Source organism: Rhodococcus sp. OK302 (assembly GCF_002245895.1).
In the GTDB taxonomy this organism is placed as follows: Bacteria; Actinomycetota; Actinomycetes; order Mycobacteriales; family Mycobacteriaceae; genus Rhodococcus_F.
Window position 1 is genome coordinate 93,494 of record NZ_NPJZ01000001.1, and the last position, 24,264, is coordinate 117,757.

The 24,264-nt window shown below is 61.6% G+C and carries 23 protein-coding genes; 11 read left to right on the top strand and 12 right to left on the bottom strand.

Annotated features, from left to right (window positions below; translation table 11 throughout):
- Window positions 1-6: 6 nt before the first annotated feature.
- From BDB13_RS00405 to BDB13_RS00420, 4 genes are all read left to right on the top strand, one after another.
- A complete protein-coding gene (locus tag BDB13_RS00405) occupies window positions 7-1,089 on the top strand; it encodes a lysylphosphatidylglycerol synthase transmembrane domain-containing protein (protein ID WP_094269902.1) in 1,083 nt (360 codons plus the stop codon).
- 121 nt (window positions 1,090-1,210) lie between these two features.
- Window positions 1,211-1,765 carry a YceI family protein gene (locus BDB13_RS00410; RefSeq protein ID WP_094269903.1) on the top strand — a complete coding sequence of 185 codons (555 nt, stop codon included), beginning with the start codon at window positions 1,211-1,213 and terminating at the stop codon, window positions 1,763-1,765.
- Between the two features lie 71 nt (window positions 1,766-1,836).
- The gene (locus tag BDB13_RS00415) at window positions 1,837-2,214 is read left to right on the top strand and encodes a DUF3054 domain-containing protein (protein WP_094274567.1); all 378 of its coding nucleotides are present in this window, start codon (window positions 1,837-1,839) and stop codon (window positions 2,212-2,214) included.
- A 47-nt stretch (window positions 2,215-2,261) separates the two neighbouring features.
- Window positions 2,262-3,734, top strand: a complete 1,473-nt coding sequence (locus BDB13_RS00420) for a peptide MFS transporter (RefSeq protein WP_094269904.1) — start codon at window positions 2,262-2,264, stop codon at window positions 3,732-3,734.
- Here the strand turns inward: BDB13_RS00420 and BDB13_RS00425 are convergent, their stop codons facing one another.
- From BDB13_RS00425 to BDB13_RS00435, 3 genes are all read right to left on the bottom strand, one after another.
- Window positions 3,735-4,472: a sulfite exporter TauE/SafE family protein gene (locus BDB13_RS00425; RefSeq protein WP_094269905.1), complete on the bottom strand. Its 738-nt coding sequence runs from the start codon at window positions 4,470-4,472 to the stop codon at window positions 3,735-3,737.
- Between the two features lie 28 nt (window positions 4,473-4,500).
- Window positions 4,501-6,180 (bottom strand): NTF2-like N-terminal transpeptidase domain-containing protein, encoded by a 1,680-nt coding sequence (locus BDB13_RS00430; protein WP_094269906.1) that lies wholly within the window; start codon window positions 6,178-6,180, stop codon window positions 4,501-4,503.
- Window positions 6,181-6,287: 107 nt separating this feature from the next.
- Window positions 6,288-8,093, bottom strand: coding sequence for a penicillin-binding transpeptidase domain-containing protein (locus tag BDB13_RS00435; protein ID WP_176459489.1), 1,806 nt, complete (start codon window positions 8,091-8,093; stop codon window positions 6,288-6,290).
- An 87-nt stretch (window positions 8,094-8,180) separates the two neighbouring features.
- On the opposite strand from BDB13_RS00435, the gene BDB13_RS00440 reads away from it, so the two are divergent.
- The 3 genes from BDB13_RS00440 to BDB13_RS00450 all read left to right on the top strand — a co-directional run bounded on the left by BDB13_RS00440 (window position 8,181) and on the right by BDB13_RS00450 (window position 11,381).
- Window positions 8,181-8,735: a hypothetical protein gene (locus tag BDB13_RS00440; protein WP_094269907.1), complete on the top strand. Its 555-nt coding sequence runs from the start codon at window positions 8,181-8,183 to the stop codon at window positions 8,733-8,735.
- A gap of 217 nt (window positions 8,736-8,952) precedes the next feature.
- Entirely contained in the window at window positions 8,953-10,554 is a 1,602-nt protein-coding gene (locus BDB13_RS00445) for an ABC-F family ATP-binding cassette domain-containing protein (RefSeq protein WP_094269908.1), read from the top strand.
- A 35-nt stretch (window positions 10,555-10,589) separates the two neighbouring features.
- Window positions 10,590-11,381, top strand: a complete 792-nt coding sequence (locus tag BDB13_RS00450; protein WP_094269909.1) for an alpha/beta fold hydrolase — start codon at window positions 10,590-10,592, stop codon at window positions 11,379-11,381.
- Here the strand turns inward: BDB13_RS00450 and BDB13_RS00455 are convergent.
- Together BDB13_RS00455 and BDB13_RS00460 are read right to left on the bottom strand one after the other, a co-directional pair.
- Window positions 11,378-12,607, bottom strand: coding sequence for an acyl-CoA dehydrogenase family protein (locus tag BDB13_RS00455; protein ID WP_094269910.1), 1,230 nt, complete (start codon window positions 12,605-12,607; stop codon window positions 11,378-11,380). The two genes, BDB13_RS00450 and BDB13_RS00455, sit on opposite strands and share 4 nt — an antisense overlap.
- A 95-nt stretch (window positions 12,608-12,702) precedes the next feature.
- Entirely contained in the window at window positions 12,703-14,004 is a 1,302-nt protein-coding gene (locus BDB13_RS00460; protein WP_094269911.1) for an alpha/beta hydrolase, read from the bottom strand.
- Window positions 14,005-14,060: 56 nt separating this feature from the next.
- Here BDB13_RS00460 and BDB13_RS00465 point away from each other — a divergent pair, with 56 nt between their 5' ends.
- Window positions 14,061-14,657, top strand: a complete 597-nt coding sequence (locus tag BDB13_RS00465) for a phosphoribosylanthranilate isomerase (protein ID WP_094269912.1) — start codon at window positions 14,061-14,063, stop codon at window positions 14,655-14,657.
- Between the two features lie 4 nt (window positions 14,658-14,661).
- The gene (locus BDB13_RS00470) at window positions 14,662-15,948 is read left to right on the top strand and encodes an MFS transporter (RefSeq protein WP_176459490.1); all 1,287 of its coding nucleotides are present in this window, start codon (window positions 14,662-14,664) and stop codon (window positions 15,946-15,948) included.
- Here BDB13_RS00470 and BDB13_RS00475 read toward each other — a convergent pair.
- Window positions 15,878-16,759 (bottom strand): alpha/beta fold hydrolase, encoded by an 882-nt coding sequence (locus BDB13_RS00475; protein WP_094269913.1) that lies wholly within the window; start codon window positions 16,757-16,759, stop codon window positions 15,878-15,880. The two genes, BDB13_RS00470 and BDB13_RS00475, sit on opposite strands and share 71 nt — an antisense overlap.
- Window positions 16,760-16,870: 111 nt before the next feature.
- On the opposite strand from BDB13_RS00475, the gene BDB13_RS00480 reads away from it, so the two are divergent.
- Window positions 16,871-17,869, top strand: a complete 999-nt coding sequence (locus BDB13_RS00480; RefSeq protein ID WP_094269914.1) for an NADP-dependent oxidoreductase — start codon at window positions 16,871-16,873, stop codon at window positions 17,867-17,869.
- Here the strand turns inward: BDB13_RS00480 and BDB13_RS00485 are convergent.
- Window positions 17,817-18,980 carry a CaiB/BaiF CoA transferase family protein gene (locus tag BDB13_RS00485; RefSeq protein WP_094269915.1) on the bottom strand — a complete coding sequence of 388 codons (1,164 nt, stop codon included), beginning with the start codon at window positions 18,978-18,980 and terminating at the stop codon, window positions 17,817-17,819. The genes BDB13_RS00480 and BDB13_RS00485 overlap by 53 nt on opposite strands.
- Window positions 18,977-20,149 (bottom strand): acyl-CoA dehydrogenase family protein, encoded by a 1,173-nt coding sequence (locus BDB13_RS00490; protein ID WP_094269916.1) that lies wholly within the window; start codon window positions 20,147-20,149, stop codon window positions 18,977-18,979. Before BDB13_RS00490 ends, BDB13_RS00485 begins: the two co-directional genes overlap by 4 nt.
- A 136-nt stretch (window positions 20,150-20,285) precedes the next feature.
- Between BDB13_RS00490 and BDB13_RS00495 the strand changes: the two genes are divergently transcribed.
- Window positions 20,286-21,320, top strand: coding sequence for a LacI family DNA-binding transcriptional regulator (locus tag BDB13_RS00495; RefSeq protein WP_094269917.1), 1,035 nt, complete (start codon window positions 20,286-20,288; stop codon window positions 21,318-21,320).
- 3 nt (window positions 21,321-21,323) lie between these two features.
- On the opposite strand, the gene BDB13_RS00500 is transcribed toward BDB13_RS00495, so the two are convergent.
- Genes BDB13_RS00500 through BDB13_RS00515 form a run of 4 tightly spaced genes read right to left on the bottom strand, consistent with a single transcriptional unit; the run spans window position 21,324 to window position 24,204 of the window.
- Window positions 21,324-21,875, bottom strand: a complete 552-nt coding sequence (locus tag BDB13_RS00500) for an SRPBCC family protein (RefSeq protein ID WP_094269918.1) — start codon at window positions 21,873-21,875, stop codon at window positions 21,324-21,326.
- Window positions 21,876-21,917: 42 nt separating this feature from the next.
- Entirely contained in the window at window positions 21,918-22,751 is an 834-nt protein-coding gene (locus BDB13_RS00505; protein WP_094269919.1) for a thioesterase family protein, read from the bottom strand.
- Window positions 22,752-22,792: 41 nt separating this feature from the next.
- The gene (locus BDB13_RS00510) at window positions 22,793-23,440 is read right to left on the bottom strand and encodes an alpha/beta hydrolase family protein (RefSeq protein WP_094269920.1); all 648 of its coding nucleotides are present in this window, start codon (window positions 23,438-23,440) and stop codon (window positions 22,793-22,795) included.
- Window positions 23,437-24,204 carry an MBL fold metallo-hydrolase gene (locus BDB13_RS00515; RefSeq protein ID WP_094269921.1) on the bottom strand — a complete coding sequence of 256 codons (768 nt, stop codon included), beginning with the start codon at window positions 24,202-24,204 and terminating at the stop codon, window positions 23,437-23,439. Before BDB13_RS00515 ends, BDB13_RS00510 begins: the two co-directional genes overlap by 4 nt.
- Between the last annotated feature and the right edge of the window lie 60 nt (window positions 24,205-24,264).

A 24,264-nucleotide genomic window follows, 5' to 3' on the forward strand; every position in this document is an offset into this window, starting at 1 on the left:
GAGTCAATGGCTCAGCCTGGAAATACCCCGCCCAAGGCCGCATCCGGCCGGGTCAGAGGGCGCTTCTGGTGGCTGAAATACGTCGTCGGTCTGGCCTTGATCGCTCTGCTGATTGTCGAGGGAACCATCCTTTGGCCCAAGCTCAGTGAATCGTGGCGCACGCTGACGGAAATCCATTGGGGTTGGGTTGCGGCGTGCGTCGGCGCACAGGCTTTGTCGCTGAGCGGTTACGCATCGGTTCAGCAGAGACTCCTCAATGCTGCCGGGGTGGTGGCCGGGCACGCCCGGAACCTCTCGGTCATCTACGCGAGTACCGCGATGGCGCTGACGTTGCCCGCGGGGCAGGTGTTCTCCACGGCCTTCACGTACAAACAGACCCGCAAGTGGGGTGCGACGCCGGTAGTCGCCTCGTGGCAGTTGGCGATGTGTGGTGTGATCGCAGCTGCGACGCTGGCTCTTCTCGGCGCCACCGGTGCATTGGCTTTCGGCACCAAGGTCAGCCCGATCACGATGACCATCTCGATGATCGGTGTAGCTCTCATATTTTTCGGTCTGCGGTACATCGCGCAGAACCCCGGCAGTATCGAGCGCGTCGGACATTGGGTTCTTGCCCGATACAACAACTTTCGCGAGAACCCGGCAGACCGTGGAATGGCGCGTTGGTCCGAGATTCTCACTCAACTGGATTCGGTGGAACTGAGCCGCACCGATACCGTCGTCGCTTTCGGATGGTCGGCAATCCATCGTGTTGCCGACGTGGCGTGCCTCGGATTCGCATGCTGGGCCGTTGGTGCGCAACCCTCGTTTGCCGGGCTGCTGATCGCTTTTGCGGCAGCCAAGGCGGTGGGAAGTATTCCGCTGATGCCCGGCGGCCTGGGCTACGTGGACGCTGCATTGATCACGGCGCTCACCATCGCCGGAGCCACCGGCGCGCAGGCAATCGCGTCCGTATTCGTCTACCGCATGGTGAGTTTCGTGCTGGTGGTTATCGTCGGATGGATTGTCTTCCTGATTTCTTTCCGCGCAACTCGTCACGACGACGCCGAGATGGCTATCGAGTTCGAGCGTCGCCAACAACCGGGCGCTTAGCCGCAAACGTAATAATCCACACCGTGTGATGCAAGCCACTCTGGGTTGCGGAAGAAATCCCGAGGGTTCATAGTTGAACCAACAAGCAATTGAACATTCAACTAATTATCGAGGAGCTTCGATGACCACCGCCACCACCACCTTGCCCGCATTGACCGCCGGAACCTGGGTCATCGACCCCACTCACTCGGCCGTCGCTTTCTCGGTTCGCCACCTCATGGTCTCCAAGGTTCGCGGAACGTTCGACGAGTTCTCCGGAACCGTCACGGTCGCCGAGGACGGCACGCCTTCCGCCGAGGCCGAGATCTCCGTCGACTCCATCAACACCAAGAACGAGCAGCGCGACGGCCACATCAAGTCCGCTGACTTCTTCGACGTCGAAAAGTTCCCGAAGGCAATCTTCAAGTCCACCGCAGTGCGCGCCAAGGGCAGCGACTTCGTCCTCGCCGGCGACTTCACACTCCACGGTGTAACCCGCCAGATCGAAATGAACCTCGAGTTCAACGGCGTCAACCCGGGCATGGGCAACGGCCCGGTTGCCGGCTTCGAAGCCACCACCGTCATCAGCCGCAAGGACTTCGACATCTCCCTCGAGATGCCCCTCGAAGGCGGCGGAACGGTTGTCGGCGACAAGATCACCCTGACCCTCGAGATCGAGGCTGCTCTGCAGGCTTAAGGCCTTCGCCCCTGTGCGCCTTTATTAACCGCCCGCGGTTAATAAAGGCGCACAGTCGTATGGTTGACGGCGTGAAGAAGCACACGCTCCCCCTCCTGATCGACGCCGTAATCGTGATCGTGTTCTGCGCAATCGGCCGTCGTACCCACGACGAAGCGAATGCGCTCGCCGGGTTGACGATGACTGCCTGGCCCTTCCTTACCGGCTTGGTCATCGGTTGGTCCGGCACGCTCGCGCTCTACCGCGACAAGTTCGACGCCACTCTCCTGATCCCTACCGGCGTGGTCGTGTGGCTCTCCACCCTCGTCTTCGGAATGCTGCTTCGAGTTCTCAGCGGTCAGGGCACGCAGTTCAGTTTCATCGTGGTGGCCACGCTCTTCCTCGGCGCCTTCATTCTCGGTTGGCGCGCTCTGCTGCCGGTGGTCGCAAAAATTCGCGCCCGGCCGTAACCGTGTCGACGGTCCCGAAATGTCCGTAGAAGTAGGACACTTTTCGGATGAGCAACACCACGGAGCCGGTCGAACGTAGCGAAAAAGAAGACCGAGGGTTCTTCGGCCAGCCATTTGCGCTGGCCAACCTCTTCGGTGTGGAGATGTGGGAGAGATTCTCCTTCTACGGGATGCAAGGCATCCTGATCTACTACTTGTACTACAGCGTCAGCGACGGCGGCCTCGGCATCAGCCAGGCCGCCGCGACCAGCATTGTCGGCGCCTACGGCGGCACCGTCTATCTGTCCACGATTCTGGGCGCCTGGGTTGCAGACCGCCTGCTCGGCTCCGAACGGACCCTGTTCTACAGCGCTTCGCTGATCATGGCCGGCCACCTCGCGCTAGCGGTGTTCCCGGGCTTATGGGGTGTGGGCATCGGCCTGGTCATGGTCGCGTTCGGCAGTGGCGGGCTCAAGGCAAACGCAACATCTCTGGTCGGAGATCTGTACTCCGAGAAGGACGAACGTCGCGACGCCGGATTCTCCATCTTCTACATGGGAATCAATATCGGCGGACTGGTCGGTCCGCTGCTGACCGGCGCGGTGCAGAAGGAGTGGGGATTCCATGCCGGATTCGCCCTCGCCGCCGTCGGCATGGCACTGGGCCTGATTCAGTACACCTTGGGCCGCAAGCACCTTCGCGGTATCGGTGAAGTCCCGGGCAATCCGCTCCCGCCGGAGAAGCGTCCGGTCTACATCGGTATCGGCATCGTTGCGATCATCGTGGTGTCCATCGCGTCGATCACCGGGCTGATCCGAGCGGACAACATGTCCGACATCGTGGTCGGCTTGACCATCATTGCGTCGGTCGGGTACTTCCTGCTCATGCTGACCAGCAAGAACATCACGAAGGTCGAACGCAGTCGAGTATTCGCGTTCATTCCGATGTTCATTGCCAGCGCGGCCTTCTGGTCGCTGTTCCAGCAACAGTTCACCACCGTGCCCGTCATCTCGGACAAACTGTTGGACCGCAACCTCTTCGGTTGGGATTTTCCGCCGACCTGGGTGCAATCCATCAACCCGGTGTTCATCATCATCTTCGCCGGTGTCTTTGCAGCGATGTGGACCAAACTCGGGCCACGCCAACCGTCGTCGCCCATCAAGTTCGCAATCGGTACCGGCATCATGGGTCTGGCATTTCTGGCCTTCATCCCCATCACCGGCGGTGGACCGAACAGCGCGCCACTCCTCGGACTGGCGGGAGTGCTCCTGCTCTTCACCTTCGCGGAACTGTTCCTCTCCCCCGTTGGTCTTTCTCTCGCAACCAAACTCGCGCCGGAGCATTTCCACACCCAGATGGTCGCGTTGTTCTTCCTGTCCGTTGCGTTGGGCACTTCGATGGCGGGAACTTTGGCGGGCTACTTCGACATCGACGACAGCAAGCCGTTCTTCCTGGTCATCGGATTCACGTCGATCGGAATCGGAGTCATTCTCGCGGTCGCGTCGCCGTGGATCAAGAAGCTGATGCAGGGCGTGCAGTAGCTATTTGACCCACAGCCACAGCGCCAGAGCGAATCCCGCCATTGCCACTGCCACGCGCAGTACCGATGGCGGGATTTTCTTGACGACGGGAGGTCCGCACCAACCACCGGCCAACGCGCCGAGAGCCATCGCCAGCGCAGCCACCCAGTGCACCTGTCCGGAGAACGCAAAGATGAGCGCTGCAACCAGATTCGCGATACCGAGAAAGAAGCTCTTCAGGATCGTTGCACGCCACACTGTTTCGGACGTGAGGATCAGCGTTGCCGCAAGAAAGATCACGCCCGCGCCGGCACCGAAGTAACCGCCGTAGACGGCAACGGCAAACAGTGCCGCGGAGTAGATTCCCGGACGCTCTCCCCCACCGGAAAGCTCACGAATTTTCGGCTGCAGTAGCAATGCGAGTGCCGCGAAAGCAACCATCGCCGGTACGACGGATTCGAAGGATCCTTCCGGCGCAAGCATGAGAATCAGTGCCCCGACAACACCGCCGAGTGCCGAATAGAAACCCCACCGAACAAGTTTGGGCCCGGTGTCGGCAACCTCACGGGAGGAGTTCGCCAACGCTCCGACGCCGACGGCAACCAGCGCAACAGTATTGGTCATGTTGGCACTGACGGGCGACAATCCGACACTGATTAACGCGGGATACGAAACGATGGATGCCAGTCCGGTGACAAATCCGACGAGTCCGCTGAAAAATCCCGCTACGACGAGGAATCCGAAATCGAGCAGGTTCACGAATCATGAACCTACCCGGTGCCGGTACCTACTTGTCGGCAGGCTTGGCAAGCTCCTGAAAGAGCTTCTCCGTCATCTGCTGCGCCCGGTCGTTGCCGTCCGCATCAGCGACGAGCACTGCAAATGCCAGGTCACCGCGTGATCCGAAGAACCAGCGATCGTCACCGCTCGCAGCCCCCGCCGCCATGAGATCGGGGTACCCCACCAGCCCACCGGCGCCGCGCATGGAGTCGCGCAGACGGTTGTTCACATCGGCCGGCAATGGGGATGCGGCGACGTCAGTGGTGGCCGGCTGACCGAACACAATCATCGGCGTCGGAGCACTGCCGCGTGCGATAGATGCTGCGAGCATTGCCATTCCGAACGGAGTGACCTGCGGATCGCCGGTGTTCACTGTCTTGTTCGACGCCAGAATGTTGCTCACGGACTGATTGCTACCCGGGCGGTCGGACGCAAATACTGCCGTCTGTTGGTCCAAGCCGGGGATGTTGAATCCGTTGCCCAGGCCGAGTTGCTGCGCGGTACCCGTCAATTGTTCGGGGGACACCGCACGGGGGTCGACGCCGTTCTGAATTGAGGCGGCGAGCCGGACGAGGTCGAGGGCACCCCCGGCCGGACGTAGTCCGGTAAATGCGATCGGTCCCTGTTCGATTGCCTGATTGTTTTGTGCTGCAGCAAGAATCGCACCGTCAGAGGGTCGGATCGCGACGATGGCTGCGGGAGTTCCGGCACTGACGACAGCCTCGATGGCCGCGAGTTGTGTGTGAGAGTCCAAGGTTGCGGCTACATCAGGACCGGGAGGCCCTTGGACGCCGGCTTGCTTGGTCGGCACGCCGCCCGAATCAACGAGGTTGACGGCCCATCCTGCGGTGGCGTCGCGGTTTGCCTGCCACACAGTGCGCAGCGGATCCAGGAGTGGCGAGCCGATCCGCCTGTCCGACGCGATCAACTTGGGTGTCTTGACAACCACAACGCCGGGGATGGCGAAATCGCTTTCGAGATAGGCGTAGTCGGGGTCACGGAGCAGTACTGCGGTGACCGGCTTGCCGGGGTTCGCCGCGAGGTCGGCGAGCATCGATTCCGACGTCACGAGCGGAGCGACGGGTTCGATGACTTTCGCGAGTCGCGTGGTGGTGTCAACGGGATCGGGCATTGTTGCCGGGTCGAGGGTGATGGCGTTGATGGTCTGCTCGTTCATGAGCAGAGTGCCGCCGGCGTCGACGACTTTGGGCGGCGCCGCATCGGTCCGGGTGTAGGAGACTGTGCGTCCATTGCCGAGGCCGGGAACGATGACGGCCGGATCCCAGGACAAGCGCCAACCGACGGAGAGGTCGCGGACTTCGCCTTGCGACTGGTAGGTCCAGTCTTTGCCTTCGCCGAAGTTCCAGGCGGCATCGAGTGTGAAGAATGCGGAGTCGTTACCGAGGTCCATAACCTGCGCGACGTCGAAATCTGTCGACTTCGCGTCGAGGCCGTCAAACATCTGCGCGATCGATGCGCGGGCGGCGTTGGGGTACGAGGTGAGGGCGGCGGCGGCGTCGATGTCACGATTGTTGAGGGCATTGACAAAGTCTTCGACCACCGAAGCGGCATCGGTCTTCTTGTCTCCCCCGACGACGCACGATGCGAGTGCCACTGTCATAACGACAGCAGCTATCGAGGCAATAACGTATTTCCCGCGACGGCTTATCTGTGATCCGGTCCCCATTGCAGCAACTCTTCACTCCAGTCACACCGGTAACAAGCACGGGATGCCTACGAACGTGTCACGGTTGAGCCACGGAGGCGTCATCGAACTGCAACCGCAATGAGGTTTCAGCGCAGAAAAGTACTGGCTACCTGCACAGCAGGTGCGGAGCTGTCGGCGCCGGCAATGAACACCGCAAATGCCAGATCTCCCTTGATCCCGACAAACCATCCATGGGCGGGTCCCCCGTCCACTTCCGCCGTTCCGGTCTTGCCCAACAGTCCGTCGATGTCCGCGAGCGAGGTGGCCGTTCCGCCCGTGACGGTCTCTCGCATCATCCTGCGCAACTGTTCGGTCACCGCCGACGGAGCGGGCGCAACCGTCTGATCGGCGACGCCTGGTTGCCCCTTCACAAGCATCGGAACCGGTGTCGCACCATTCGCGATCGACGACGCGACCAACGCCATCCCGAACGGCGTGGCCGTGACTGCGCCCTGCCCGATCGCGGACTCGACACGCTCAGCCGGAGTGTTCGCGGCGGGAACCTTTCCGGTCACCGTCGTCAGGCCCGGGGTGACATAGTCGACGCCCAATCCGAATTGCAGGGCCGCGTTATGCAGAGCGTCGGCGGGCAGTCCGACGGCGAGCCTCGCCATCGTGGTGTTGCACGATTTCGCAAATGCGGTGTGCAGCGGTACCGAGTCGAGGTCGAACTCGTCGTCGTTGGGAATCTGCCGGCCTTCGATGTTCTCGGTCCCGGGGCACGGCAGGATCGTGTCGGGAGTCGCGACGCCGGCTTGCAGCGCGGCCGACGTCGTCACGGTCTTGAAGGTCGATCCCGGCGGGTACAGACCGGTCAAAGCAATCGGCCCCTCAGCATCTGCAGCCGAATTTTGCGCCACTGCCAGAACTGCACCGGACGACGGTTGCAATGCAACGATCACTCCCGGCTGCGTGACCCCGGCAAGTGCGTTTTCGGCGGCCAACTGAAGGTTTCGATCGATCGTGGTTGCAATGTTCGGGGCGACCGGGCCGTCCTGCCCGGCGAGAGTCGTTGCGGCGCCGTTCTCTTTCACCAGTTGCACCGCCCAGCCGGCAGATTTGTCCTGACCTTGCTGCCACAGATCCGCAAGCCCACTGAATGTCGGCGACGAAAGAGCCTTGTCGACGGAAAGCAGCCGTGCCTGCGGCGCCAGCGTCACACCGGGTACGGCAACCAGTCGATCTTCAATGGGTGCAAGGTCTTCCGTGCGAAGGGTTATGGCGGTGACGGGTTTGCCGGCGGCAGCAGCGAGGTCGCTGCGCAAGGAGTCCGAGGTGATGGTCGGTGCGATCGGTGACAGAAGTGCCGCTACGGCAACGGTATCCGCGGTGGGATCGAGATTCACCAGGGTCACCACCTGCTGCTCCATGATGGGTTGGCGGGCGGAATCGAGAACGACGGGCGGTGTGCCCGTCGTGGGTGTGTATCGAAGGGTTGTCGATGCCGTCAGATCCGGGGCGAGCAACGTCGGGTCCCATCGGATCAGCCAGTTGTCGCCGCTCGCCGATGCGCTCCCGTGCGTCGAGTACGACCAGTCCTGCCCTTCGGCGAACTTCCAGGATGCGTCGAGGGTGAAGGTTCCGGCGTTGTCGCTGGATTCTTCGGCATCCGAGACCGTGAACGTGCCCTCGTCCTTCCCCAGTCCGTCGATCATGGCTGTTATCGCTGTCGATGCCGCGGCAGGATCCGTTGTGAGGTTGGCAGCCGTCTGAACATCATCTGCCGTGAGCGCCGACGCGAACTGCTCGGCCACTGATCGCGGCTGGTCAGGGCCACTACTGCAGGCGACGACGCTGCCCGTCATAGCTGCTCCCAGCGCCACCGACGCTATGGCTCGTCGGATCAATCTGCGGCGGGTATCGACTCTTGACTGGCGCACATTCTCGATCATGCCCGAATTTGTGGCGAAGCTTCGAATATCGGTGTAATCATGTAATCAGTGCAATAAGCACTGCAGACGACTTCTCAGGAGAACGTCATGAAAAATTCACACGGCCCCGGCGAGCGCGGATTCGGTCGCCCGGGTGGTTGGCAACAAGCTTCTGTTCCCGACGCCGGTGACGCGGCCGACTGGTTCGCCGGCCGACTCCCCGACACCTGGTTCACCGGCCCCGCCGATGTTCAGGTGGACCGCGAGGAAATTGTTGTCATCGGAGAACTACCGCCTGTCGACGGCGGAGACGCGGCTACCGAGGGGCGTATCTCTCGCTTCCGTGAAACCACACGCGCCGATCGCATGCGTATCGCCGACGAGGCGGAAGCCCGATACGGACGCAAGGTCGCGTGGGGAGTGAAACTCGACGAAAAGACCGTCCTGTTCACACATCTCGCAGTTCCGGTGATGACGAGGTTGCGGCAACCCGAGCGCAAGGTTCTCGACACATTGGTCGACGCGGGTGTCGCTCGATCACGTGCTGACGCCCTCAAGTGGACGGTTCGTTTGGCAGGCCAACACAGCGAACAGTGGCTCGCGGAACTACGGGACGCGATGTCGAAGGTGGAAGACCTGCGAGCGGAGGGCCCAAAAATCTGAGAGGAGATCCACGCAACAATTCAATTGCCTACGTCGACGGCCATCGAGTACCGTTGACGGCGAATCACAAGCGTCCGCGCCAGCGGTGAGCGCATCAAACGCAAGACAGCAGAACAGGAAACGGGCCGTTGCTCATCTAGAGGTTAATTACGCGAAGGCATCCACACCCATCAGCCGCGGCTGAGCCGGGTGGTTCCCCGCACCCTCTGGAGTACGCATGACCCATTCTCATTCATACCTGTCGCTTTCCGATCTCACCTTCACCTGGCCTGACGGCGAGCAGGTTTTCGCCGGCCTCAACCTCGTGTTTCCCAGCGGCCGAGTCGGCCTGGTGGGACTGAACGGATCCGGGAAGTCGACACTGTTGCGCCTGATTGCAGGCCAACTGACACCGGATTCCGGCTCCGTCAACACTTCCGGCGAGATCGGGTATCTGCGCCAAGACATCACATTGGACCCTGCCGTCCGAGTTGATGACATCCTGGGCATTCATGACCTGCGAAAGGCTTTGCACCGCATAGAAACCGGAGATGGTACGGAGTCCGATTTCTCCCGAGTCGACAACAACTGGGATATCGAGGAACGCGCGATCTCCACTCTGCATCGCCTTGGCCTCGAGCGTGTTGTACCCGATACCCAAGCCTTGGGACGCACGGTGGGAACTCTCTCCGGCGGCGAGACAGTACTACTCGGCCTCACGGCTGCACTACTGAAAAATCCGCAGGTACTGCTACTGGACGAGCCGACCAACAACCTGGACCGCGAGGCCCGCGGCAGGGTTCACGATGCAGTGCAGCAGTTTCCGGGCACTGTCGTGGTGGTGAGCCACGACCGGGAATTGCTGAACAGCATGGAGTTCACGGTTGAATTGCGTCGCGGCAATCTCCGAGTGTTCGGCGGCAACTACTCGATGTATCAGGAAATAGTTGCTGCCGAACAGGAAAACGCCCAGGCTGCTGTACGAGACGCCAAGACCGATCTGGCAAAACAGAGTCGCGAACTGATCGAGACACGTATCAAGCTGGACCGCCGAAAGCGGTACGGACAGAAGATGCTCGACGAAAAGCGTCTGCCACCCATTCTGGCGCAGACTCGCAAGCGTAAGGCCGAGGTGTCCGCGGGAAAGCTGGCGGTCAGCCACATCGGAAAGGTCGACGACGCCAAGTCCGCACTCACCGACGCCGAGGAATTGCTTCGGGACGACCGTGAGATTCGGCTGAATCTGCCTGCCACCGAGGTATTTCCAGGACAGCAGGTGACTACGCTGGACGAGGTGACATTGCGTAGCGGCCAACAAATCTCACTGCAGATCACCGGACCCGAACGCATTGCAATAGTGGGACGCAACGGAATCGGCAAGACAACACTGCTCGACGCAGTCTTGGCGTCAGCTCCGTTCGTTCCCTACCGTGCCCTGCCCCAAAGACTCGACGTGTTCGACAATGACCTGTCGGTCGCCGACAACGTCGCACTGGCTGCGCCGCACGCAACCAGTGAGGAAATTCGCGGACAGCTGGCTCGATTCCTTTTCCGCGGAACAGATTCCGATGTGTTGGCGTCAGCTCTGTCCGGCGGCGAACGGCTTCGCGCAGCGCTGGCCACCATCCTTCTGGCGCAGCCGGCACCAAAACTCCTACTACTGGACGAACCGACCAACAACCTGGATCTGCCGAGCCTCGCTCACCTAACGCAGGCACTACAAGATTTCCGGGGTGCGCTTGTAGTTGTCAGTCACGATCTCCCCTTCCTGCGGGACATCGGAATCACCCGCTGGATCAGTATGGATGAGAACGGAATTCAAGAAATCGACCCCGAGTAGCCCGCCGCCCGGTTCACGTCCATACTGAATCGGTGATGCAGGACGTGAGGAACCCGGTCGACGGCACCCGTATCGCGTACCAGGTTGTGGGGACAGGCACTCCCCTGCTGATGGTGCACGGCACAGCCTTGTCCCACTCGATCTGGCGGGGATTCGGCTACGCCAAAGCCCTGCAAGCGCAGTATCGACTCATCCTCGTCGACATGCGTGGTCATGGCCGGAGCGACAAGCCACACGATTCCGATTCCTATGCAATGGATCTGGTGGTTGCGGATCTGCTCGAAATCCTCGATACCGAATCGCCGTTCGAACCCGCGCATGTCTTGGGGTACTCGTTCGGTGGTCGAGCCGTATTGTCGCTGGCAATCGAACATTCCGACCGAGTCCGATCGCTGACCGTCGGCGGCGGCAGTAGTCGACCTATGACCGGAGCGTTCGACGCTCTGTTCTTCCCGGGTTGCGTCGACGCTCTCGAGCGCGCCGGTATGGACGGCTTCCTCGAGGGCTGGGGTATCAGACGCGGTAGGCCCGTCGATCCGCAGACTGCTGCGGCGTTCCGTCGCAATGATGCGCTGGCCTTGGCTGCGTACATGCGACGGTCGGATGTCGAACCCGGAATCGACGACGCCGTTCTTCGCGCAATGACCACCCCGACGTCGATGTTTGTCGGCTCGAAAGACCGGGAGCGGCGCCCCGATACCGAGTACGCCGCATCCCTGATCCCTGATTGTTCGTTGACCGTTATCGAGGGCACTGATCATGCCAGTGCCGTCGCAGCCTCCGAAGCTGTTCTGGCGTCGCTAATTCCGTTTCTGAACCAGAACTAGCCTAGTAGTCCCTTCGCGATGTGCGTGACCTGGATTTCGTTGCTGCCGGCGTAGATCATGAGCGACTTCGCGTCGCGCGCGAGCTGCTCGACGCGGTACTCCGCCATGTAGCCGTTGCCGCCGAACAACTGGACGGCTTCCATTGCAACCTCGGTTGCCGCACGGGATGAGTACAGCTTCATCGCCGATGCCTCTGCCAGGGTCACCTTGTCGCCGGCCGCGGTGCGCTCGATTGCGTTGAAGACCATGTTCTGCACGTTGATTCGCGCAATTTCCATCTCGGCGAGCTTGAGCTGAATGAGCTGGAACTGCCCGATTTCGCGGCCCCACAGCTTGCGTGACTTTGCGTAGTCGATGCTCAACCGGTGGCATTCGTTGATGATGCCCAATGCCAGGGATGCGATGCCGATGCGCTCGGCAGCAAAACTTTCCTTGGCACTGGATTTTCCGTCGGACTTTCCGCTGTCTTCGGTTTCGCCGAGTAGTCGGTCCTTGGAGATGCGCACGTTGTCGAAGAACAACTCGCCGGTGGGCGAGGAGTTCATGCCCATCTTCTTGAAGGGAGCGCCCTGCGTGAAGCCTTCCATGCCCTTGTCGAGGATGAACGCGAGAACCTTGCGGTCGCGGCGGTCGACGGACGCGTCACCTTCGTCGAGCTTGGCGTAGACGATGGTGACGTCGGCGTACGGACCGTTGGTGATGAAGGTCTTGTTGCCGTTGAGGATGTAATCGTCGCCGTCGCGTCGTACGTAGGACTTCATGCCGCCGAAGGCGTCCGATCCGGAGTCGGGTTCGGTGATGGCCCACGCGCCGACGGTGTCGAACGTGACCAGCCCGGGCAGCCAGCGTTCCTTCTGCGCCAGGGTGCCGCGGCTGCGGATGGTGCCGGCGGTCAATCCGAGGCTCACACCCATGGTGGCGACGAGGCCGAGGGTGACGCCGGCCAGTTCACTGTTGAGTACGACGCCCATGCTGCCGGCGCCACTGAAGGCGCTGGATTTCTCACCGTCACCGGCGGGGGCGTCGCCACGCTCACGGGCGAGCGACTTCTCGAGGCCTTCGCGTGCCATATCGGCCAGTCCGAAGGTCTCGTACAGCTTGCGGATGATGTCGAAGGGAGGCAGTTCACCACTTTCGAGCTTGTCGACGTGTGGGCGCACCTCCTTGTCGATGAAGCCCCGCAAGGCGTCGCGGAACATCAGGTCGGTGTCGGACCACTCGTACATGTGCCTGCACTCCAGTCAGTGAACGATCAAGGACGACTGCCGGGGAGCAGTCATACACCGAATATAGAACACGTTCCAATTACAGGGAAAGAAACTCAGCTGATCAGCCCCATACGCTGCGACAACCAGGTCAGTTCCTTCTGAAGAGCAGCCGACCACACGACAAAGCTGTGGCCTCCGGGCAGCTCGAGGTACTTCACATCCATACCCGCAGCTTTTGCCGCGTCGTAGACCTTCTGCTGACCTGGTTTGAAGTCCTTGTCGTCGGAACCGACCACGACGATTCCGCCCGAATTCGGGAACTTCCGACCCGCCAGAATGTCCATCGGATTGACCTTCTTGAACGCCGCTTCGTTGCCACCGAATATCTGGTCGACGGTGCGCGCGCGGTCGCCGAGTGAAGGCTCGAGCTGACCGGAGAGGTCGAGGAAGGTCGGGTAGACGTCGGGGAAGTTGGTCGCCATCTGCAGCGAGCACGTTCCGCCGTAGGAGAGTCCGCCGATGGCCCAGGCCTTCGGATTCGTATCTACCTGGAATGCTGCGGTCACTGCCGCCGGTAGATCCTTGGCCAGGTACGTCGCGACATTGCCGGCCGGGGAATCGGTACACAGCGGATTTGCGAATTGTGTACCGGTGGCGTCGGCCAGAACGACGATCGGCGCCAGCCCGGCGTGTTCATGTGCAAAGGAATCCATTGTGGCGGTGAGCTTCCCACCTTGCAGCCAGTCTTGTGGACTCCCGGGTTGCCCCGCCATCAACACCAGAACCGGAAGCAGCGGACGCGGATCCGTGAAGTATGCCGGCGGTAGGTACACCTCCGCATCGCGGGCGACAAATCCTGAAACCGTGCCGGGGACAGGCAAAGTCGCGACCCGGCCGTGAGTTGTCATGCCTTCCGGCGCTTTCCACACGGTGTCCGTAGGATTTCCGGTGACGACCGGGGTTGTCGGTCCGGGTACATCGCGGAGAGCGATTCGATCGAAATCGTCGTGGCCCAGCACAATTCCGATCGTCGGATAGGCCGAGAACTCCAGATTGATCTGCGTCGCAGCTGCGAGAACAACCAGCAACGCTGCCACCACGGAGGCAGCGGCGCTGCGAATGCTCCCACCCGCCTTGATGCGTGGGCCGAGAAGCAGCAGCGCGTACACGCCCATCCCGATCCACACGTAGATCGACATCGCGATCGGATCGGGGAACGGCACGATCACCTTTTCCACCAGGATCCACGCGGCCACCATGATCAGGAGTGCAACGAACCCGCACACCGGGATCGCGTAGCGGTAGAACCACCGCGCCTTCCCACTCAGTAGCCACACTCCACCGAGCGCCCCCAGCACCGTCAGGAACACCGGTAAGGGCCCCGAGATCACACTCGTTTGATAGAGCCAGTCCACGTCGTGCCTCTCACATCAAGAAATGTCGCTCGCTCGAGGCTAGTACCCTGAACCAGGTGACATTCATCAAGGTCTGTGGACTTCGCGACGCCGATACCGTCGATCTAGCTGTGCGACTGGGCGTCGACGCCATCGGTTTTGTGTTCGCCGAGAGCGTCCGCAAAGTTGATCCCGCACTGGCGGCAGATCTCATTACTCGGGTACCTGACGGCATCAGAGCGGTCGGCGTATTTCTGGGCAATCCCCTCGATCAGATCCTCGACATCGCCCGGGCCACCGGACTGAAGTATGTCCAGGTCCACGATCTCGATTCCGCCGAGCAGGTCCAGCGTCTGCGCGACGCCGGACTCCTCGTGATTCGTGCCGTTGTTTCCGGCAAGGTGCGCGACGGGTACAACCTCGATCTGGGTGAGGACGAACTCCTGATCGACGGCGCTGACGCCGGGTCCGGAGTGCCGTGGGACTGGGCGCAGCAGCAATCACGCCCGCAGGGGCAGTGGATTCTGGCCGGCGGACTCAACCCCGACAACGTCCGCGACGCAGTGGACGCCACCGGAGCCTGGGGCGTCGACGTATCCAGTGGCGTCGAATCTTCGCGCGGCGTGAAGGATCACGCGTTGATCGAAAACTTTGTCGCAGCAGTACGCAGCTGACTTCGTGAACACCATCACGCCAGACATCAACGCCGCTCAACGGCGAACCCTCCGAGTACTAGTTGCAGCCCAGATCCTCAGCGGAGCAGGGTTGGCCGCCGGCATCACCGTCGGGGCGCTCCTGGCGCAGGACATGCTCGGTTCGACGGGCCTCGCCGGCCTCCCCAGTGCTCTCTTCACCATCGGATCTGCTGCTGCGGCAGCCACCGTCGGCAGGCTTTCGCAGCGACTCGGGCGTCGCGCCGGACTCGCGACCGGATATGCCGTCGGCGCACTCGGTAGCCTCGGCGTCGTTGCTGCTGCCGCCTTGGACAACATTCCACTGTTGTTCATTGCGCTCTTCGTCTACGGAGCGGGAACGGCAACCAACCTCCAAGCCCGCTATGCCGGCGCCGATCTCGCGGCCCCCGCTCACCGGGGACGAGCCGTCAGTACTGTCCTGGTCGCAACAACCGTCGGCGCAGTGATCGGCCCCAACCTCGTGACCGTCCTCGGCGATCTCGCCGAAGCGATGTCGATTCCCCGCCTCGCCGGGCCGTTCATGCTCGCTGCACTCGCCTACGGCGCCGCCGGACTTGTTCTCTGGGTGCTCTTGCGTCCCGACCCACTGATCCTGGCGAGGACACTTGCCGACGACACCGAGGGCGACGACGTTCCCTCACTCACTTCGGCCCCGACATCGATGTGGAACAGTGCCGTGGCGCTCGGCACGACGATCATGGTCCTGTCCCAGTTGGTCATGGTCGCGATCATGACAATGACGCCGATCCACATGCAGCATCACGGGCATGGGGTCGGCGCCACCGGCATCGTGATCGCTGTGCATGTCGCAGCGATGTATCTCCCCTCACCGCTGTCGGGGTTTCTGGTCGACCGCTTCGGACCTCGCGTCGTCGCAGTCGCATCGGCGGTCACACTTCTTGCTGCCGGAATCACCGCCGCGGTTGCGCCCACCGATTCGGTATTCAGCCTCGCTTTGGCACTCGGCCTACTCGGCCTCGGATGGAGTTTCGGTTTGGTCAGTGGAACCACCATCATCACCGGAGCCGTCCCCTTGAGCGCGCGCGCTAAAACTCAAGGGACGGTAGATGTCTCTATCGCCATCGCCGGTGCCGGCGGCGGACTGGCATCCGGATTCATGATGGCGTCAACCAGCTACGCCGCTCTCGCGATTGCGGGTGGTGCGATCTCGCTGGCCATCATCCCGGCAATCGCCTTTTTCACAAGGATTCCCACGCGCTCAGCACAGTCCGAATCCCCGTCACCAATTGCAAAGGCTGATCGATCATGACGTGATGGCCGGCGTCGGGAATCTCCGCAATGATGGCTTCCGGCCCCAGTAGGTCGCGTATGCGATCCATCATGCTCTCGAAGATGATTCCGTTTTCGGCACGGAAATATGCTGTGCGACACCGAGGCCGGTGGGTGATTACACCTTCTTTGTGCACCGTCAGAAAGAAGTTCGGATCGAATTTCCAGGACCATCCACCGTCGGCGGCAACCATCGAGGTTTCCACGACGTGGTCTCGGACGTAGGGCAATGCGGCGTCCTGGGGCGGTACGAAACGGAACCGCGACTTCGCGACTTCACTACTCGGATAGACCTTTTTCGGCCCGAATGCGACCTGGTGACGGCCGGCCTCTTCTTCCGGCGTCGGCGCAAATACCGGCGAGTCGATGATGACAACGCCGGCAAGCTCTTCGCCGTACTCGTGTGCGGTCACGAACGACACCATGCCGCCCATGCTGTGCCCCACCAGGATCGGCTTTCCCTCGATCCCACCGGCACGGCCTGCGGCGAGCGCTTCACGCCCCCACTGAGCCATCTCGTAACTTGTCCGGGCGTCGCTGTCCCCGTGCCCGCTCATATCGAGGGCGACAACTCGATGCCGGTGCGCCAATTGCGGTCCGACGTGATCCCACCATCGGTTATGCGCACCGCCGCCGTGGACCAGGATGATTCCCGGCCCGACCGGACCCCAGGCACGGAACCGGATGGTCGCACCCTCGACCTCCAGGGCGCCTGTCTCGACCGGCGCTGACAAGGCCTTGGTGAACCAGTCAGGCACGGCAAGCACTTCTTCGATGTTTGTGTTGCTCATCGATCGAACATACCCATACGAGGCGAACGGTCCGGAACCCTTCCCCGGTTACCGCCTGATCGCCTATATTGAATCCGGCCTCAAGTTCAACTGACCTGCCGAGAGGGACACATGCCCAACCGCCAAGTACGCCTCGCCGCCCGACCAACGGGACTTCCCGATGCCTCCACCTGGGACTACGTGGATGGTGACATTCCGGTAGCCGGACCCGGCGAGTTTGTCGTCAAGGTCGAATATCTCTCCCTCGACCCCGCAATGCGCGGTTGGCTCAACGACGTCAAGTCGTATGTTCCGCCCGTAAAACTCGGTTCCGTCATGCGCGCTCACGGCGTCGGACACATCACCGACTCTCAGCATCCCGATTACAAAGTCGGTGATGTTGTCGCGGGATCGTTCGGTGCCTCCGAATACGGAATTTCCGACGGCACCGACGTCACGCGTGTCGACGAGTCGATCGCTCCCCTGCCCACCTGGCTCGGCGCCCTCGGATTCCCGGGCGTGACAGCCTATTTCGGACTGCTCGACGTCGGGAAGCTGAAGGACGGCGACACCGTTGTCGTATCCGGTGCCGCCGGCGCCGTGGGCAGCCTCGTCGGCCAGATCGCAAAAATCCACGGCTGCAAGGTGATCGGTATCGCCGGCGGGCCGGAGAAATGCGCTTGGCTCACCGACGAACTCGGTTTCGACGTCGCCGTCGACTACAAGAACGACTCCGTCTACAAGGCTCTGCGCGCAGCAGCACCCGACGGAATCGACGTGTACTTCGACAACGTCGGTGGCGAGATCCTCGACGCTGCACTATCCCGCCTGCGCTTGCACGCCCGCGTGGTCATCTGCGGCGCCATCGCCGGATACAACGCCACCGAACCTCAACCCGGCCCGTCGCACTACCTTTCGCTGCTTGTAAACCGGGCAACGATGACAGGGTTTGTAGTGTTCGATTACCTCGATCGATACTCCGAGGCGCAGGAACAGATCGGAAAGTGGATCAAGACTGGCCAATTGACTGCTCGTGAACACATTGTCGACGGCGGCATCGATGCTTTCGGAGACAGCCTCAATCTACTGTTTGCGGGTGCGAATACCGGAAAGCTTGTCCTGCGGGTATAGCCGAGTCCTCTCCCAGCCTCGGCGGCGCCGTCCGATACGTCGCCGGCGTGACGCTCAGACCGATCGGGTTGGCCACCTGCCTGATCGGCTCTGGGCGACGCGGATCATCGATATTCACAACAGGATTCAGGTTCAACCGCTCGGCCAAGTCAACTGCCTCGGCAATGTTGTTGAGCGGCCCACAGGGAACCCCTCGTTCGGTGAGCTTCTCGAACCAGAAGTCCGCGTCACCGGCCGCGAGTGCAGCGGTCAAGGCATCGAAGAGTTCTTCTCGATGCGCGACGCGTGAGCCGTTGGACAAGAATCGCACGTCAACAGCCAACTCCGGGATACCCAGAACCTCGACCAACGCACCGAATTGGCGATCGTTACCCACCGCCAGCACCAACGGTCGGTCCGCAGTCTGGAATACCTCGTACGGCGCCACGCTGGGATGCCGATTACCCATGACTTGCGGAACTATCCCGGCCGCAACGTATCCCGATGACTGATTGGCAAGTGCCGACAGCAACGACGACAACAGGTTGACTTCTACGTGCTGCCCTTCGCCGCTTCTATCCCGATGACGCAGCGCCGCAAGAATTCCCACACTCGCATGCAGGCCGGTGATGACATCGACCAGAGCGACGCCGGCCTTGGTGGGAGTCTGCGGATCCGGCCCGGTGATGCTCATCAGTCCCCCGACCGCCTGGATCAACAGGTCGTATCCCGGTAGCGAATTGTTGCCGCCGAAACCACTGATCGAGCAGTAGACAACACCCGGATTCATTTCTCGCACAGCGTCGTAACCGAGTCCGAGCCGATCCATGGTGCCGGGAAGGAAGTTCTGCACAACGACGTCCGCGGTGTGCACCAGGTCTTGCGCGACCGACAGATCGTGTTCGTCACGCAGGTCCAACGTCACGGACTTCTTGTTCCGATTTACCGAGAGAAAGTAACTTGATTCGTCCCCAACCCACGGTGGCCCCCAACTTCGGGTGTCGTCACCGACGCCGGGACGCTCGATCTTGATCACCTCGGCACCCAGATCGGCGAGAAGCATTGTGGCGTAGGGACCGGCGAGCACTCGCCCGAAGTCTGCGATGACCAGATCTCCCAGTGCCGATGTCACCGGAATGCTTCCTCTCCGGTCAGTGCGCGCCCGATAACCAATTGGTGCACCTCGGACGTACCTTCGTAGGTGAGTACGGATTCGAGATTGTTGGCATGGCGAATGATCGGGTACTCGAGAGTGATGCCGTTGGCACCCAGAATGGTTCGGCATTCGCGAGCAATCTTGATTGCTTCACGCACGTTGTTCAGCTTGCCCGTGCTGACCTGCTCGGGCCGCACCGTGCCCGCGTCCTTGAGGCGTCCAAGATGAATGGCAAGCAACTGACCTTTACCCAATTCGACTGCCATGTCGGCAATCTTGGCCTGGGTAAGCTGGTAGGCCGCCAGCGACTTGTCGAAGACCTTTCGATCTCGGGCATACGAGATTGCCGTCTCCAGGCAGTCACGTGCTGCGCCCATCGAACCGAAGATGATGCCGAAGCGCGCCTCGTTGAGGCAACCCAACGGACCGGACAGGCCACGGGCCTTGGGCAGCATCGCCGACGCCGGCAGACGCACGTCTTCGAGTACAAGTTCGGAGGTTACCGAAGCCCGAAGCGACATCTTGTTCTTGATCTCGGGGGCCGAGAAGCCGGGAGTGTTTGTGGGAACAACAAATCCGCGCACACCGTCATCGGTTCGCGCCCACACCACCGCCACATCCGCGATGGAACCGTTGGTGATCCACATCTTGGTGCCGTTCAGAATCCAGTCGTCGCCGTCTCGCTTGGCGTTGGTGAGCATGCCCCCGGGGTTCGATCCGAAGTCGGGTTCCGTGAGGCCGAAGCAACCGATGGCTTCACCGGTCGCCATGCGAGGCAGCCATTCGTTCTTCTGCTCTTCGCTGCCGTTGTGATGAATCGCGAACATCGCCAACGAACCCTGCACTGACACGAGACTGCGAATTCCCGAGTCGACGGCTTCGAGTTCCTGGCACGCCAACCCATAGGCGGTGGCGCTCATCCCGGCGCAGCCGTAGCCGTCCAGGTGCATGCCCAGCACTCCCAAAGATCCCAGTTCCAGTGCCAACTCCCGCGCCGGCAGGGCGGCGTCCTCGAACCACTGCCCGATGTGCGGACGGATGCGACTATCGACCATCTTCCGAACGGTGTCGCGAATCGCGATCTCCTCGGCGTCGAGCAGGGTGTCGATGGCAAAGAGTTCTGACAGGGACTGCGGCGTGGTCACGGGACCTCCATGGGGGAATCTGGAACCTGCTTGACAAACTAGGCGAGAACGATTGTGCAATCGTTTGCATCACCTAGAGTAGAGACCGACCACGGACCCGTCAATCCCCGAATTCGTACCAGGAGCCCCGCCCTTGATGCCGCCTCATCCGTCTGACCGCAGCAGTGGACGTCCGCCCACACTGCGAGAAATCGCGGACAAGGCGGGGGTCCACATCTCGACGGCGTCGCGCGTTCTACGGCAATCCGAACCCGTCGACGGGTGGTCCGACTCAGCTCGACGGGTACGCCAAGTTGCCGAAGACCTTGGCTACCAACCCAATTTGTGGGCCGCCAGCCTGCGAACACGTAAAACCACGACGATCGGCGTGGTCATGCCCAGGCTCACCGACGGCGTCGTTGCCACCATGTTCGAAGGCATCGAAGAGGCCGCGACTGCGGCCGGCTACTCGGTTCTGCTCTCCAGCCCACCCGATGACGTGGATGCACAACGCAAAGCCGTCGAGTTCCTGATCAGCCGTCAGGTCGACGGCCTCATGCTCAGCAGCATCCACCTGCCGGGCACCGATTTTGTGGAGTCGCTCGCCGTTCGTTCGCTCCCGGTTCTGCTCCTCAACCGACACATCGACGTCGGACTCCCCTATGTCAGCGGCGATGATCGCCGCGGTGGATATCTCGCCGGAAAACACCTACTCGACTGCGGCTACCGAGACCTCGGGGTAATTGCCGGACCCGACCATGCCAGCACTTCCCGCGAGCGCGTTGCCGGATTCCGGGATGCGCTCACCGAAGCCGGACTGAAATTGCCGGCGAACCGGATTGTTGCGTCGGACTTCGAGGTGGACGGCGGTGTGCGCGCCGCAGCCACGCTACTGAGCGGCACAACGCGTCCCGATGCGATCTTCACAGTCAGTGACACCATCGCAATCGGCGTTCTCGGCGTTGCCCGCGACCTCGGCCTGAGCATTCCCGACGACCTTGCACTGGTGGGCTACAACGACATTCCCGTCGTCTCCCAACTTCCCGTCCCGCTCACGACGGTACGGTCACCCGCCCGCAAGATCGGCGCGACCGGAGTCGGTCACCTGCTGTCCCTCATGGGAGGAAAGAGCGTCGAATCGGTGAAACTACCGGTCGAACTGATCGTGCGGGCGTCGACTCGCACAGGTTGAGCACTACCAAACTTCGGATTCTCCGATTCCCAACTGACGCGCATAACGCGCGTTCAAATCATCCCACCCGTACTCACGAGCCTTGGCTCCCACGACGGGACCGAACGGCGAACCTGCGAGCAGTGCGTCCAGCACGTCGAAGCACAGATGCCAGCCCGCCGCCAATGCCGAAGCCATGCCCTCTGCCCTCGAACGCTGGGTCAGCACAACGTGAGTGCCGCCCTCGACGGGAGATAGTTCCCAGATCAATTCGTCTGGGCCCCATTCATGTTCGAGCCGACGAGCCTCTTCTGCCACCCGCACGGACACCGGTAATGACATGTCGGGGCTTCCGTCTTCCGAGAGCATGATGATGACTGCCTCGCCGACGCTGCTCAGATCACGATCAGCCGTGTACGGCGACCACTGCGCCAACATCTCCGGATCGGTTACGGCCGCCCACACCTGGTCCACGGGGTACGGCAACGTTCGAGGAAAGGTAACGACGGTGTCGTCGCCGTCGACGCTCACCGTGACGTCGGACAGGTCACTGGGCTGATATTGCTGAGCACTCATAGTTCGATCTCACCAGGTACCACCGACAGGAGCAACCGACCACTACTTTGCTGCGCGCTCCCGCATCACCAAGGTTTGAATTGCGACGCCGATCGGACCGTGCACGTCGTACATCCTCGACATTGTCGTGCCGGCGCCGCTCGTGTCAGCGTGGGTTTCCGCGATCAAACCAATCCATTCACCCTGCGGCGGACGGTGCAGATGCAGGCTCAGATCCGCATTGGCGAAGAGATACTGCTCGACAGGCAAGATCCAGCTCAGACCATTCCCGAAGTCGGCGACGGCGGCAGCGCGCATGGCCGGCGAGGCTGGTCGCCCTTCGATCAGGGGAACTGTCAGGCGGAACCACGCCGCGCCCGCGCCGGGAGCGGCCGAGTCTCCTTGTGCCATCAGAATTTCCATCGCCGACCAGTAGAACGACGTACCCGTCGGCATACCGGGGATCACGAGCCGCTCACTGCACTCTGAGGGCGGTGGCAACAATTGTTCCGGGGACCAACCGGGCACATCATCCTGCACAGTGATGGCTTGACCCCGCAGCAAAAGTGCATGCGCCCGAGCCACCAGCACATCATCGGCATACAACTCGATGGTCGTGCGTGTCGTGGAACGCGCGGGATGGATTTCCTGACGGACGGTCAGGGGCGCCACCGGCACCGGCTTGATCAATTCGACAGTCAGTCGCGTCAACTGCCACCCGGGTTCGGACACCGCGGCTTCAGCCAGATGCGCGAGCAACGCACTGGGAGCGCCGCCGTGCTGCGCCCGCGGATCCCACGGACCCCGCGACAAGACGCTGGGCAGCCACACCCCGTCTTGCTGCGAATACACTGCCTTCGATGAGGTTTCTTGATCTAGCACGGCATTACCGGTCACAGTCGATCCTCCTAGTTCGCTGGTTCTAATACTTACACCAGCTAAAGACCGAACAGTTCGAATGCCTCCCGGATTGCCTGTTCCACGACGGGAAATTTCGCCACCGCCAGATCGTGTCTGGCACCTTCGAAATCCACCAGCCTCGTCTCCGCCGGGATCAGAGTCAGTGCCGACCGCATTTCGTCGGTGGTGGCAAATTCGTCCTTCGAACCGTGAACCACCACAGTCGGTGTGCTCAACAGCGGAAGGTGCTCGATACGCAACTTGTCGGGCTTCTTCGGCGGATGCAATGGATAGGACAGCAATATCAACCCGTCCACCAGACCGGGATTCTCGGCCGCAAGCATCGACGCCTGTCGTCCACCGTACGAATGACCGCCAAGAAGAAGCAGACCCGCTGTGGCGTAGTCACTACGCAGCGTTGCAACAACTTCCGCAATCCCGGACCGATCTTCGGCAGCACGCGACGGGTGCGGCGGACCTTTCGGCCGGCGTACCCGGAATGCCAGATCGAACCGAAGAACCTGCACTCCGGCTTCGGCAAAGCCTTCGGCAACTGCCTTCAGCAACACTGTGTCACAGTTGCTTCCAGCGCCGTGGGTGAGAGCCAACGTCGCGATCGGATCACTGTCAGGACGATGGAGAAATCCTTGCAGTTCACCACGATCAACCGTTTCGAGGGTAGTCATGGCCTCATTCTCGTCCGGCCGTCGCGCGCCTGCTCCACCGCTGTTGTCAGGCTTCCCTCGTACGCCGGTCCGTGTCCGGGAAACAGAACGCCGGCGGGTGCTGACGCGATGTTACCCAGAGCCTCGTCCGTCGCAGTCCGGTCGTGGTTGAACGGGCACACCAGAAACTGCGGCCCCGCCACCCGCGACGTCGCGTGCCCCGTCACCAGAGCGTCGCCCGACGCGATCACGCCCGCACCCGGAACCAGGTACGCACTGTGCCCGTCAGTGTGTCCATGCGTCGGGATGGGGATGATGCCGCCCGGAACATCCAGGGCACAGTCTTCCGTAAATGCTTGCGCCTGAGGTAGTTCCGCACCCTTCAGTGCGCCGGCGCCGATCACGTCGAACAGCCATTTCGGTGCACCCCGGCGCCACAACAGCAGCGGAGTCTTGGCTGGACCGAGTTGCTGCAGATACTCGCGCCGCGCATGTGCCACCTCCAACGGGTCCATCAACACCGGTATGTCGTGACGGGTCAGGATGTCCGCGATGCCACCGATGTGATCGATATGGGCGTGAGTGACGAGCACCGATCGAACATCCTCGATGACGTGGCCGATCTGCTCGATCGACCGTTCCACATCACCGCCGTTGGCCGGATACCCGCCGTCGATCAGCGTCAGATCGGAACCATCTTCTACAAGAACCCAATTGGCGTGTCCACACCGAACCAGATAGGTGTTCTCGACACGGGTGATGGACAGTTCGCGGAGCGACGGCATGCCCTACCCTACGAGCTCGTCCTCCCAGTCTGCAATGTCTGCCGTGCGAAACCGAAGCCA